Origin of the sequence: Mycobacterium sp., assembly GCF_965229265.1 — a bacterium.
Classification (GTDB): Bacteria; Actinomycetota; Actinomycetes; order Mycobacteriales; family Mycobacteriaceae; genus Mycobacterium.
In genome coordinates, this window is sequence record NZ_CBDDIY010000011.1 from 565,025 (window position 1) to 577,459 (window position 12,435).

Here is a 12,435-nt window from a genome sequence, read left to right on the forward strand (position 1 = left end):
GCCTTCACTGCGCGGACTTCGGGATGAGTTGGCTGTTGACCAGCTCGGCGTACGGGCCACCGGCGACCACCAGCGATTCGTGATCACCGACTTCGACGATCCGGCCGGAGTCCATCACGACAATCTGGTGGGCATCGACAACGGTGGCCAGCCGGTGCGCGATCAGGATGACGGTGCATCCCAGGCCGGCCAAATTGGCCTGGACCCGGGCCTCTGTGATGGTGTCGAGGCTGCTGGTGGCTTCGTCGAGCAGCAGGATTCGCGGTTGGTTGGCCAGTGCGCGGGCCAATGCCAGACGCTGACGTTGACCACCGGACAGGCTGGCGCCCGCATCGACGAGGGGAGTGTCCCAGCCCATCGGCATCGCGTCGATGTCGGCGGCGATGCCGGCCAGTTCGGCAGCGGCGTGCAGCCGTTCGAGCGGCAGGCTGGGATCACCCAGACTCAGGTTGTCGCGGATGGAGAGCCCGAAGATGTAGGGGTCTTGGGTCACGACCCCGACCTGGGATCGCACGCTGCGGGGATCCAGCGTGGCCAGGTCGAGCCCGTCGAGCAGGATCCGGCCGCCGGTCGGCGGATATAGGCCCAGCAGCAGCCGCCCGAGGGTGGACTTACCCGACCCGGAACGCCCGACGATGGCTATCACCTGACCCGGGCGTACGTCGAGGTCGACGCCGTCGACGGCCGTCGGGCCGTTACGGCTGTAGCTGAAGGTCAGCTGTTCGGCACGTACCGCTCCGGTCAGCCGGGGCGCATGGGCGAGGTCCCGGCCGGCGGTCTCGGTCGGGGTGCTGAACACATCGTCGAGACGACTCAGGTAGCTGCCGAGCAGTTGAAGCTGCAGCGTGGTGCCGACCAGCGTCGCGAGCGGCTCCAGGAAGGCGGTGGCCAGCGCGGCCAGCGCCAGCATGGTGCCTAGCGAGAGTTGCCCGGTCGTCACCAGGTGGGCGCCGAGGAGCAGCACAGCGATGGGCGAGAGCAGCCGCAGCCCTGCGGCGGCGGTCTCGATCGCCGCGGCAAGGCGCCCCCGGCGCAGCGCGACGTTCAGTTCATCCACGAACAGGTTCGTCCAGTGCGACACCGCCCGCCGCTCGGCGCCGGCGGCTTTGAGGGTCTCCACCGCCGAGAACATCTCGTAGGCGTAGGACTGTGACCGTGCTTCGGCGGCCAGCGACTCACCCATCAAGTGCTGGTTGCGCCGGCGTGCTAGCGACAGCACCGTGACCTCGGCGGCCGCCAATGCGGCAACCAGTGCACCCAGCACTGGCGAGAGGGCGATGATCACCACCAGGTACACCGTCGCCAGGACGCCGTCGAGCATCGCGGCGATGCTGCCCGTGGTCAGGATTTCGCGGACGACGGCGTTGCTGCGCAGCCGCATCATCAGGTCGCCCGAGGAGCGCTTCAGAAAGAATGCGTACGGCAGGTCGACCAGGTGCTCCAGGAAGCCCAGCGTCATGTCCACGTCGAGCCGGCTGCGCAGCCGCAACAGCAGGTGCGCCCGCAGGAACGTCGCCGCCATCGTGTAGACGATCAGCGCCGCCATCACCGCGGCCAGCACGGTCAGCAGGTGCCCGTCGCCGGCGGGCACCACCTCGTCGACCACCACCCCGGTCAAGATCGGGACGGCTAGGGCCATCACCCGCACCACCACCGAGGCCGCCAGTATCCTGCCGATTCCGGTGGAGGAGGCCATCAGCCGCCGCATGTGGGGCAGGACTCCGAGCATCGGCAGGCCACCCGCAACGAAATCGCCGCCGGGCTCCAGGATGATCGCCACACCGCTGTACAACTCGTCGGCGGGCCGACCAGCCGACCCGGTAGCGTCCCACCAAGGGATCGACGATCGTCCACTCCACGCCGCGGACGCCGAGTCCAGCACCACGAAATGGGATGTGCCCCAATGCAGCACGGTTCCGCGGGGCAAACACCCGCAGATCAGCCAGCTCGGTGGCCACACCGCGGGCCCGTAGACCGTAGAAGGTCGCGGCATGGGTCAGCGCAAGTGCGTCGACACCTTCACGCCCGGTGCCGACGACCTCGTGCATCTCGGCCAGCGGCACGTGGCGACCGTGATAGCCCAGCGCCATCGCCAGCGCCGCGGCTCCGCAATCTGCGATCTCGACCTGCGCGATGTAGGGAATCGCTGGCCGGCGCCACCCCGCACTCATCCGAGCCTGGGCGCCAGTAGGTCAAGCAGTCGCTCTCTCCCCAGCGGCACTAGTAACTGACCCGCCGGCACCGCCGCTGGCCGGCTCAGCCGGGCGATCAACTCGGTCGGGGACACCTCGACCACAACCGCGTCGATCGCGGGGGCGTCGGGGTTATCCCGGAATTGGGTGGCAGACCCCACAACCGGTGCCGGTTCGGGGCCGCGGACCGCGGACACCGTCACGCCGTCCACCACCGCGGGAAGCGCGGCTGTGCGGGTGACGCTCACCGTGCTCGCGGCCACTGCGCCTGCGATCAGCAGCACCCCCAGCCCGATGAGCCCCGCGTCCACCCATCCCGGCTGCCGAATGAGAGCACCAAGGCGGTTGCCCGCCGACTGGCGCTCGCGCCAACTCTCGCGGAAAACGCCCTGATAGCCCGCGCCGGTGTCTGCGCTCACGGCTTCGTCACCCCACATGTCTGCGGCCACAGATGCGCAACTGTCTGCGGCCAGATATACCGAAATCGCTTGCACACTAGCCCGAAACACGACCATCAGGTCGGTTTCGGGCTAGTGTGCCTGGCCCGGCCAGGGCCACTCACGCCACCGACGACGGCCCCTTGCCGCCGCCGAACTAGCTTGAAGCGCTGCCGCTGCCGAAGCTGCCCGGTGCGGCGCCATGACCACCGCCGGCGCCGGCGCTGGCGCTGGCGCTGCCGCTGCCGGCACTGGCGGACCGACCGCCGACGGCCAGGCGAAGGTCCTCGGCGGTCAGATCACGGATGGTGTGGGTCCGAAGGACCAGAGTCCGCTGGGTCTTGATGTTCTTCATGATGTCCTCCTGGAGAAGTTTCTGACTTTCACCTCAAATCTCGCAGCTATGTCGAGCGGTGTCTGTCCCGCGACCGACCGCACTTGGCGTCCCTCGATCGGGCCGCTGGGTGTCCCCCGATCGGGGCGGGACGCGACGGCGACGGAACTGTCGGCACTCCCCTTGAGGGCCTCCCACCGGTGCCTCCGTGAGGGGACGGTTTGGAGGCCCCGCCGCGGTGGTGTAGTTTCGACTGCGCACCTGGGGCTATGGCGCAGTTGGTAGCGCACCACACTGGCAGTGTGGGGGTCAGGGGTTCGAATCCCCTTAGCTCCACGTTCTGAGAGCCCGCTCTGACGTAGGTCAGGGCGGGCTCTCGTGTTTGCTGGTTCGCTCGATATCCGTTAGCAGCGGAAACGGCGTATCCGGATACGGCATATCTCAGCCAACCTCTGATCTGTTGGCTCGGGGAAGATCGAATCACCGGCGCCAGCGGAAACGCGGAGGAAACCAGTCACCCGTTCTCAACATGCCGCTGAAGATGACCAAGATCAGCTGAGTTCATCTCCGTACGACCACGTGAAGCTATGCGACCGGGTCGTCGGCTGCTGCGTCGTAGGGCGGTCCGAGGAATCGCCGCACCATCTCCTCCTCGGTTTCGGTATTTGAGAGCGGCCAGCACCACAGTGCAAGAAACGTTCGGATCAGCCACTGTGCTGCAAGCGGATCGGGCGTATTGAGTCCGACCATTTCATTGGCCAGGCGGGCGACGACAGGGGACTTCGTGAGCCACCCTTCGTTGGCAACTGTGGTCATCGAGCGCATGATCTTTGCAAGTGGATCGGCCCGCAGTCGCTTCAACGCGACCGTGGTGGCGGTGACGATGCGTTCCGCACCGGTCAGCCCGTCGATGGCGTCCCGGACCGATTCGAGCACGCCCTCGGCTTGCCGGCTCATCACGGCGTCACGGATGGTCGTCTTACCTCCGGCATGGCGGTAGATGGTCGCGGGCGAGCAGTGGACCTTCGTAGCGAGGGCGTCGATGGTGAAGGCGTCGTATCCGTGCCGGGACATCAGGTCGGCGGCCGCGGCGTAGATGCGGTCGGCGGCCTCGGTGTGGCGATCGCGCCCTATCAGCCAGTCTTCAGCCGCCGGTGCTCGCCGCGAATCCACCACCACTTCTTATCACTGTGAGAAGATTTGTGGCCTCCTTCTCAGACAACCTGCTGGTTAGCTGCCTAGCCTGAGAGGGCTGGCGCCGTGCCTGTGTCGGGTCGGCTTTCACGTTTGCCGCTCGTCGTTGACGCGGGTATCGGCGGAGTCCACCCTGACCTCATGACCCTCTTGGCAGACGCTACCGACTTCTTCGGCAACCGCGCCTTGCAGGACCCGTACCCCCTCTATGACCGCATGCGTGATCAAGCACCTGTCCAACGCATCGGCGACTCCACGTTCTACGCGGTGTGTGGCTGGGATGCCGTGATGGAAGCCGTAAGCCGCGTCGAGGCTTTTTCGTCCAATCTGACCGCGACGATGGTGTACCGCGGCGGCGCCGTCACGCCGTTCGATATGGGTCCGCTGGGCGGCCCACAGCATGCCCTGGCAACTGCCGACGACCCGCTGCACGATGCACACCGCAAGTTGCTGGTGCCTCATCTGGCTGCTAAGCGGATACGCGTTATCGAGGGGTTCATCGAAGCGACCGCGACTCACCTTTGGGCACAAGGGTTTAGCGCCGGGCGGATCGAGTGGATGAGTGCGATGGCGAATCGGCTCCCGATGATGGTCGTGGCCGACCTGCTGGGACTGCCGCAGGACGACGTCGACAACCTGATTCGGCTGGGCTACGCCACCACCACCCTGCTCGACGGCGTCGTGACCCCAAGCGAGCTCGAAGCCGCAGGAATGGCAGCGATAGAGCTATCTGGTTACGTCATGGAGCGTTTCGTGAAGGCCGGTGAAGATCCCGCCCCGGGGTTGATCGGCGACCTGGCGGCCCGCTACGCCTCGGGCGAGGTGGAGCATATGCCGGCGCTGGAGATCATGCTGACGTTGTTCAGTGCCGCAGGCGAGTCCACCGCCTCCTTGTTGGGCAGCGGGGCATGGATCCTCGCAAGTCAGCCGAGCATTCAAGAACAGCTCCGGGCCGAGCCCGACCTGCTGGGTGCGTTCATCGAAGAGACGTTGCGGTATGAGTCGCCGTTTCGCGGCCACTACCGCCACGTCGTCCATGACACCACGCTGGCCGGAGTCGACGTGCCCGCCGATTCGCACCTACTGCTGATGTGGGGGGCCGCCAACCGTGACCCCCGACAGTTCGATAATCCCAACGAGTTCCGCCTGAACCGCAGCGGCGGCAAGGGACACATCGCGTTCGGTAAGGGCGCTCACTTCTGCGTGGGGGCCGCACTGGCGCGCTTGGAAGCCCAGATCGTCTTGCGGATGCTGCTAGAACAGACCACCTGGATTGAGGCCGCCGAGGTCGGCCAATGGCTTCCTAGCATTCTCGTCCGTCGACTTGATCGTCTGGAACTGGCCGTCAGATGACCCAGCACACCGAGTTGTTCGCGTTCTACGAACTGACGCAAGCCAAGGCCACGTACTGCCGAACACTCGACACCAACACTGGAATGGACTGGCGGCGTTGATGGTTGATGACATCGAGTTCGAGTGCTGGGGAGTCCGAACCGTAAGATATTCGTCCCGGTGTGTCCGGAGTACCTCCCGACACGGTCGGGCACGCGCGATGCAACATCGAAGGCCGCCCTGTAGCGGCGACATGGGCCGCGCGGGTTCGGATCGGCGAATCTCGAGGGAGCTGGCCCATGGCGCGGCCGCCCGGAGTGCGGTGAGTTGACTCCTCCCAGCGGTTGACGGTGGCTATCGGCGGGCGCACCCTGTTGGCGTGGCTGAGATCAGTGAAGACGTCGTGATCGCCGAGGTAGAGCGGCGTCTGGCCAGTAGGTACGCCCAGTTCCCGTCCGACGAGATCTCGGCCATCGTGGAGAGTGCGCGGGAGAAGTTCGCGCACAGCCCGATCAGGGACTTTGTGCCGCTACTTGTGGAGCGCAACGCCAGGGCACGGTTGGACAGGCTCAACAGGTTTACTCCGCCGAAGTAGCCGGGTTAGCCGCCGGCGACGGTGGGAACCGTCGCACCCTTGACACATCCGATCCCCGAAAGAGGATCGCCGCAATACGCGGAAGCCGCAGGAGCAGTGACGGACAGCATTCCGACGACGTTCTTGACGACAACGGTGATGACAGTGCTGCATGAACTACGTCCGCTACACGACAATTTGGGATCTGACGTACCTGCTCACTGGGGATGCCCGGTCCTGGCAGTGCGGGGGTAATGGGCTTGAGTCCCGTTAGCTCCGCTCTTGGAAACGTGAGATCACAAGGCCTCGGGCTTTTGCTGGACGGTCGTGACCTATCGACATGTCGATCGCGGAGAAACTCGATCAGGGCAACCGTTCCCGACAGGGGCAGCCCGCCAAGCCGCGGCGTCGTGGCCGTGGCACTACAGGGTCGCGTAGGTTCTTGGAGAATCGAACCGGGAATCTCACGCAGCAATGAAACGAAAGTCATCATGAGCGAGAACCAGACCACAGACGTCCCACCGAATCACCTCTCCATCGATCCGCGCAGTCCCTTCTATAACGAAGAGGTGCTCAGCCGCGATGTGGGTATCCGTTTCAATGGTGTCGAGAAAACCAACGTCTACGAGTACAACGTCGACGAGGGCTGGGTGCGCGTTGAAGTTCCCACCGCTAAGGATCGCCGCGGCAATCCCATGGTCATCAAGCTCACCGGCACCGTAGAGCCCTACTACCGCCAAGCCCCGTAGCCGGTAACCCCCGGTTGGCGGCGCGACACACTAGTGCGCGATCTTGTGCTGATCGCCGTATCGGCCGTTCAGTACTTCCAGGCGGATAGCACGTCGATATTGCGTCGGCCTGCCGGCCCGAGAATCCGGTTGTCGGCTTCCGTGGAATACGGCTTCCAATCATCTGCCGGCACCCCGGTTTTGATGAACCGCACCCAGCTGCCGTGGATCTGGTCAGCCAGTGATTGTGGCGCGTCTGGGCCCGCGTATGCAGTGAACCCCGCAGCGTTGACGTTATCGAAGGCGAATCCGAGATCGAGCGTGTGAAGTGCGGTCTTGCTGTGGATGCTGGTTGGCCACGTGAACAGGTATGCGTAGCAATTGGTCCCCTGCCCCCGCTGCGCCGCCAGGGTGGGTGCGCAAAATGCTGCGTCGGAGACGAATTCGACGAAGATATCCTGTTTGGACAACGTCTCGCCGTAGGCATCCACATAGGCCTGGATCAGTTCTCGTTTGGCCCGAAACGGCTTCAGTGCCAGCACTAGCGCGTCCAGCGCGCCATCGCTCGGCGCAAACTCTCCGAATACCCGCCAGAAATCGGCCTCGTTCTTGTTGTGGCCAATGATCATCTTCACGGGTGCTGGTCGCTCGGACAGCGACTTCACCGGAGATTCGTGCACGAGATCCCCGTCGATCACCGGTCCGAACGCCGTCAAGATATTGTGGGGACTCAGCTTCCGGAGCTTCTCGGCGACCTTTCTGCCTGCCTCTCGCGCCTCAACCGCACTGACTGACTTCGCGGTTGGTAACTTCCGCAGTGTGGCAGCCACGAAATCCGTTGCCTTCGCAGCATCTTCGCGTTCAAAAGCGACGCCAATTCCCGACTCGCAGATCACCTGCTGAAACAACTTCCCGGCGAATCGTGTAGTCGCCAAAGTGGATACACTCATCGAACCGGCCGACTCGCCACCGATCGTCACTTTGCCGGGATCGCCGCCGAACTTCGCAATATTGTCCTGAACCCATTGCAGCGCCAGTATCTGATCGTGGAGTCCGCGGTTATCCGGTGCATCTGGAAAGTGCGAAAAACCCTCGATGCCGACCCGATAATTCGCGGACACATATACGACACCGTCTCGCGCGAACGTCGAGCCGTCGAAAATGTCCTGCGCCGTGTTCCCCATCGCGAACGATCCGCCGTAAAACCACACGTACACCGGAAGCTTTCCGTCCTCTACTACGGGCGCGGGCGCCCAGACGTTGAGGCTCAGCCAATCGTCACCTTCGATTTCCGGGTAGGTGAAGGGAGCCGGAAGCTCCATCGAAACCGGCGGTGTTGGACCGAACGTCGTGGCTTCGAATTCACCGAGGGGCGCGACCGGTTTGGGTAACGCGAACCGCAGCTCACCGACCGGGGGCTGCGCGTAGGGGATGCCCAAGAATTTTGCGACAGAACCATCCTGTCGGCCGATGAGCCTGCCGGCTGCGGACTCTACGACCGGATTACTCACAGGATCCTCCACCTCACGTCAGCAGGAAACCGGCGGCGCGCCAGCCTCCGGCAACAAGTAAATCTCAGGGATCACGACGGGGCCAACGGACGCCGACCCCCTTGAGCCGGGCGGCGTTCGGTGGCCGTCCCGGGCACGACCGTTCACACCGACGCGGCGTTCGCGTGCCCGGCACTGGGCCGACAGTTCTGGCACAGTAAGCGCGGGAGGCTGGCATGGGACGCCGAATGTGACGAACGACGGTGTGTTTCCGGGGGGACCGCTCAGATGGCTGCTCCTGATTTTCCAGCTCACGGGATACGGTTGGTGGCTTCGCGTCTTCAACGTTCGTTCGCGGCGACCCATCGTCGGCACCTGTGACGTAGACGTCTCGTTGGCAAGTCATGGCGTGCGGGTTCACACGGTGTGGAAAACGATCGAGACGATCGGGCGCGGTGTCGAACGGCCTCGGCGCGTAATCCTGTGGTTAGCCGACGAAGCCGTGGTCAAGAGACCGCCCCGCACGCTGCGGCGCCTGGTGCGGCGTGGCCTCGAGATCAATCACTGCGGCGACTTCGGCCCGCACAGCAAGTACTTTCCCTACGTCATGGCCAGCGAACCGAAGCGCACACTGGTCACTGCCGATGACGACGTCTATTACCCGCGGAATTGGCTGTCGAGGCTGGTGGCCGCGCACCGTGATGGCGAGGTCACCGCCTACCGTGCGCGGATTCGCTCTGACGGGCCGTATGCGAGGTGGCCCATGTGCACGACCACCGAACCCTCCGATCGGGTGTTCGCAACCGGTGTCTCGGGTGTCGCTTATCCGACGGAGCTGTTGGCGGTGCTGCGGCGCCGCGGCGACGCCTTTCTCGCTGTGTGTCCGCATGCCGATGATGTCTGGCTGCACTTCGCGGCGGTGGCCAGCGGAATTCCGGTTCGCCAGGTGTCGAACGTGGCCGCGGACTGGTGGCCGCAACTGGAAGTGGCCAGCTTCGGGCTGTGGGCCGAGAACGTCATGCACCATGCCAACGACCTAGTCCTCGAGCCCACTTGCCGCGCGTGGTTGGACGTCAACCGGGTGTGAGCCGGTCTGGGCCGATACCGGAGTTCCTCGTCGGCGCGAGCACGCCACCACACCGGACCCGTTGCGCGCGGTCGGGGGCCTAGGGCGGATGCGGCGGTCTGCGGAATTAGGGAAACCATCCGATGGATTAATTTCCAATCGGCGCTGTATTCCGTTCCTTCGGGAACAGTCGCGACTCCGCTCAAATTTCGACTGGAATAAGTGACGACACCTAGTGACATCGTGCATATTTCGCGTGTTTTCCGACGTAAACCTGCTGTAGCCCGAAATAGGAATGTGTTCATTCAATGCGATTGTTACGGTTCGCGATTCCGTGGCGAGGAGATGGCGTGCGAGCTGTAGAATAGCTGTGACGTAAACGCGTCGGGGATTACGACGAAGGAATTACACACTATGGCCGAGCGCATCGTGCGGCAGCTGATCGACGATCTCGACGGGGCGGAAATCCCCGACGGTGGCGGTGAGCGAATCGAATTTTCTTTCCGTGGCGTTGATTACCACATCGACCTGTCTGCGGCGAACGCGGCGAAGTTGAATAGGGCGCTAAAGCCCTACATTGACGCTGCTGTCAAGGTTGCCGGAGGTAGCCGCACGGGCCGAAATAACGATGGTGCTGCCACGGTCAACGGTGCCGGTCGGCCGCGGCGGTCAAAAGCCCATGCTCGGAGCCGGGCCAAGGGCAACGGGAACGGCAACGGCAACGGCCATGGCTCGGCGGACCAGATGGCTGCGATTCGCGAGTGGGCGCGTAACAACGGCCACGAGGTGGCCGAGCGTGGTCGCATCAAAACCGAGGTCGTCGAGGCGTTCGCGGCCGCGCACTGATCGTGTCTGCGGTCTGATCGGGACCGTGCCGCCGTCGGTGGCCGACGTGAACGTCGACGACACCGGCCACGGGCTTGCGACGGACCGTGATGCCCAGGACGTCGCCTGACTCAGCCGGGAAGGCCCGAACGCATCAGCCCGGCGGGGTCATACTTGTGGCGAATAGCGTTGAAGCGCTCCAGATTTGGTCCCAGATACCGTTGCAGCGAATCGCCGGCCTCGAGGTAGTTGAGGTAACCGCCCACCGAGCTGGAGCCCAGCGCTTGGTGCGCGTCAGTCAGCCACGGGCCCGCTACGCCAACGGGCGCCTCGGTATACCACTGGATGCACGCCGCCTGGCGACGCCAGGGAAAGGCGCTGCCCGCCGGCTCCACATCGTCGACCGCGCCGGAGAGCGACTCGATGACGGCGGTGGCAGCGCCAGCGGAACCTGACCAGGCAGTCAAGGCCGCGACGATGGAATCGGCTGCGGCCGAGGTCATTTCGCTAACGATATCCGAGCCCGCGACGAAGGCCCGCGGCACCCAGGCGGCGGCACCGCCCTCGAAGTAGTGCAGGAAGTCGCTGCGGTTCAGTGTTCTGGTCCGATTCGATGCTGCCCTAACACCACTGGCGGAGAGCATCGTGGCGGCCACCGTCGACCCGGTGCCGGGCGGGGTGGCCAGGATAACCGTGCAGTGTGCGGGCCCGCCGCCGACGGTGATGTTGACCATGCCCCAGACCTCGCGGTTGACGGCCCGTATCCAGTCGTGCCACCCGAGGATCACCGTTGCGGCAGATTCCATCGGAAACGTCAGTGTGACCACGTCGCGATCGGTGACCGGATATGTCCGCAGTGTCAACGAGGTCACCACACCCACGCCGCCGCCACCGCGCAGCGCCCAGAACAGATCGTCGTGATCCTCGGCCGAAGCCGTCACCACCTCGCCGCTGGGCAGCACGACCGACGCCGACACCAGCGAGTCACAGGTCAGCCCGCGCAGCCGAGCGTCTGAGCCAAGGCCGCCACCCAAGGAAAGCCCAGCAAGGCCGACCGTCGGGCAGCTGCCGGACGGGATTGACCGGCCACGTCCGGCCAGTGTGGTCTGCACCGCATCCAATGTGGCGGCGGGTGCCAGCGTCACGGCGTCGCGTATTGCGCGAACCTCACCGGGCGGGGGGAGTCGACGCAGATCGATCACCACCGTGCCGTCGAGGGACGAGGCACCGATGTAGGAGTGCCCGCCGCTGCGCACGCTGATCCCAAACTGGTTCGCCGCGGCGAACGTCACAGCGTTCTGGACGTCGGACACCGATGCCGCTGCCACAACGGCGACTGGAGTAGACCCGAGGAATCGTGTGTTGAAAACGGCTTTGGCCGACGCGTAGTCAGCTGCTGCCGGCAGGCTGAGGGTGCCGTCGAGCCGGGCGCGAAGACCGTCCCAGTCCGGCGGGCCCGACACGGCGGTGGGGGCAACGGCAGGGGCAACGGACCGGCAGGAGCCCAGCAGCGCAGCCCCGGCCAGCCCGCCCAGTGCTCGTCGGACGAACGCCTGGCGGGAGATCTCCCCCGACATGGGCGCAATCGTAGTGCCCGAACGGCCGCGGCAGGCCGTACTACTCCAGGACGAAGACCGGGATCTGTCGCTCGGTTTTGGTCTGGTACTCGGCGTAGGGCGGGTAGGCCTCGACGGCCAGTTTCCACCAGTGTTCGCGCTCTTCCCCGGATACCTCGCGGGCTGTCAGCGTCACGACCTTCTCGCCGTCCTGTGCGGTGACGCTGGGGTTTGCCTTGACGTTGTGATACCACGACGGATGGGCGGGGTCGCCGCCCTTGGACGCCACCATGGCGTACTTGCCGTTCTCCTCGACACGCATCAACGGCACGTAGCGCTTCTTACCGGACTTCGCGCCGGTGGTGGTGAACAGGACGACGGGCCGGTCCATGATGTGCACCCCGTCAGTGGTGCCCTGCTTGAGAATCTGTTCGGTCTGCTCGCGCACCCAGTCGGTGGGGCTCAGTTCGGCTTGCTCAGTCACAGACGGCCTAACACCGTTGCGCACTGTGTTATTCCCGATCGCCGATATTCGGGCCGTGGGGTCCTCGGGGGCGCACCGGCGGGCCATGTCCGCCGAATGGGGGACCTGCGATTCACCACAAAGCTTGTCCGACTGGCGGATGGTTCGGCGGGCAACGAGACGGCACGGTTAGACCACAGACATCGGGTACGGCTAATCGGGTGGCCGTCTGAGCGACGTGGAG

General features: G+C 64.8%; 12 protein-coding genes, 1 tRNA gene and 1 pseudogene. 6 read left to right on the forward strand and 8 right to left on the reverse strand.

Annotation, left to right across the window (positions count from 1 at the left end):
• Positions 1-4: 4 nt before the first annotated feature.
• The 4 genes and pseudogenes from ADBZ9K_RS15195 to ADBZ9K_RS15210 all read right to left on the reverse strand — a co-directional run bounded on the left by ADBZ9K_RS15195 (position 5) and on the right by ADBZ9K_RS15210 (position 2,984).
• Entirely contained in the window at positions 5-1,993 is a 1,989-nt protein-coding gene (locus ADBZ9K_RS15195; protein WP_526621824.1) for a peptidase domain-containing ABC transporter, read from the reverse strand.
• Positions 1,992-2,171: pseudogene (locus ADBZ9K_RS15200) on the reverse strand (cysteine peptidase family C39 domain-containing protein); the annotation flags it as partial. The gene ADBZ9K_RS15195 and the pseudogene ADBZ9K_RS15200, both read right to left, overlap by 2 nt.
• Positions 2,168-2,611, reverse strand: a complete 444-nt coding sequence (locus ADBZ9K_RS15205; RefSeq protein ID WP_526621826.1) for a hypothetical protein — start codon at positions 2,609-2,611, stop codon at positions 2,168-2,170. The pseudogene ADBZ9K_RS15200 and the gene ADBZ9K_RS15205, both read right to left, overlap by 4 nt.
• A gap of 175 nt (positions 2,612-2,786) precedes the next feature.
• Positions 2,787-2,984 (reverse strand): hypothetical protein, encoded by a 198-nt coding sequence (locus ADBZ9K_RS15210; protein ID WP_526621827.1) that lies wholly within the window; start codon positions 2,982-2,984, stop codon positions 2,787-2,789.
• A gap of 242 nt (positions 2,985-3,226) precedes the next feature.
• Here ADBZ9K_RS15210 and ADBZ9K_RS15215 point away from each other — a divergent pair.
• Positions 3,227-3,299 (forward strand) — tRNA-Ala (locus ADBZ9K_RS15215).
• 249 nt (positions 3,300-3,548) lie between these two features.
• Here ADBZ9K_RS15215 and ADBZ9K_RS15220 read toward each other — a convergent pair.
• The gene (locus ADBZ9K_RS15220) at positions 3,549-4,136 is read right to left on the reverse strand and encodes a TetR/AcrR family transcriptional regulator (protein WP_526621829.1); all 588 of its coding nucleotides are present in this window, start codon (positions 4,134-4,136) and stop codon (positions 3,549-3,551) included.
• A gap of 162 nt (positions 4,137-4,298) precedes the next feature.
• On the opposite strand from ADBZ9K_RS15220, the gene ADBZ9K_RS15225 reads away from it, so the two are divergent.
• From ADBZ9K_RS15225 to ADBZ9K_RS15235, 3 genes are all read left to right on the forward strand, one after another.
• Positions 4,299-5,510 (forward strand): cytochrome P450, encoded by a 1,212-nt coding sequence (locus ADBZ9K_RS15225; protein WP_526621831.1) that lies wholly within the window; start codon positions 4,299-4,301, stop codon positions 5,508-5,510.
• A 358-nt stretch (positions 5,511-5,868) separates the two neighbouring features.
• A complete protein-coding gene (locus ADBZ9K_RS15230; protein ID WP_526621833.1) occupies positions 5,869-6,084 on the forward strand; it encodes a three-helix bundle dimerization domain-containing protein in 216 nt (71 codons plus the stop codon).
• A gap of 470 nt (positions 6,085-6,554) precedes the next feature.
• Positions 6,555-6,812 carry a DUF3297 family protein gene (locus tag ADBZ9K_RS15235; protein WP_526621835.1) on the forward strand — a complete coding sequence of 86 codons (258 nt, stop codon included), beginning with the start codon at positions 6,555-6,557 and terminating at the stop codon, positions 6,810-6,812.
• A gap of 68 nt (positions 6,813-6,880) precedes the next feature.
• Here ADBZ9K_RS15235 and ADBZ9K_RS15240 read toward each other — a convergent pair whose 3' ends face one another.
• The gene (locus ADBZ9K_RS15240; RefSeq protein WP_526621837.1) at positions 6,881-8,302 is read right to left on the reverse strand and encodes a carboxylesterase/lipase family protein; all 1,422 of its coding nucleotides are present in this window, start codon (positions 8,300-8,302) and stop codon (positions 6,881-6,883) included.
• A 481-nt stretch (positions 8,303-8,783) separates the two neighbouring features.
• On the opposite strand from ADBZ9K_RS15240, the gene ADBZ9K_RS15245 reads away from it, so the two are divergent.
• Positions 8,784-9,368 (forward strand): hypothetical protein, encoded by a 585-nt coding sequence (locus ADBZ9K_RS15245; protein WP_526621838.1) that lies wholly within the window; start codon positions 8,784-8,786, stop codon positions 9,366-9,368.
• A gap of 393 nt (positions 9,369-9,761) precedes the next feature.
• On the forward strand, positions 9,762-10,193 hold the full coding sequence (locus ADBZ9K_RS15250; RefSeq protein ID WP_526621840.1) for an Lsr2 dimerization domain-containing protein: 432 nt from the start codon (positions 9,762-9,764) through the stop codon (positions 10,191-10,193).
• Positions 10,194-10,303: 110 nt separating this feature from the next.
• Here ADBZ9K_RS15250 and ADBZ9K_RS15255 read toward each other — a convergent pair whose 3' ends face one another.
• Both ADBZ9K_RS15255 and ADBZ9K_RS15260 read right to left on the reverse strand, forming a co-directional pair.
• On the reverse strand, positions 10,304-11,749 hold the full coding sequence (locus ADBZ9K_RS15255) for an FAD-binding oxidoreductase (protein WP_526621842.1): 1,446 nt from the start codon (positions 11,747-11,749) through the stop codon (positions 10,304-10,306).
• A gap of 40 nt (positions 11,750-11,789) precedes the next feature.
• The gene (locus ADBZ9K_RS15260) at positions 11,790-12,212 is read right to left on the reverse strand and encodes a nitroreductase family deazaflavin-dependent oxidoreductase (protein ID WP_526621844.1); all 423 of its coding nucleotides are present in this window, start codon (positions 12,210-12,212) and stop codon (positions 11,790-11,792) included.
• Positions 12,213-12,435 lie beyond the last annotated feature (223 nt).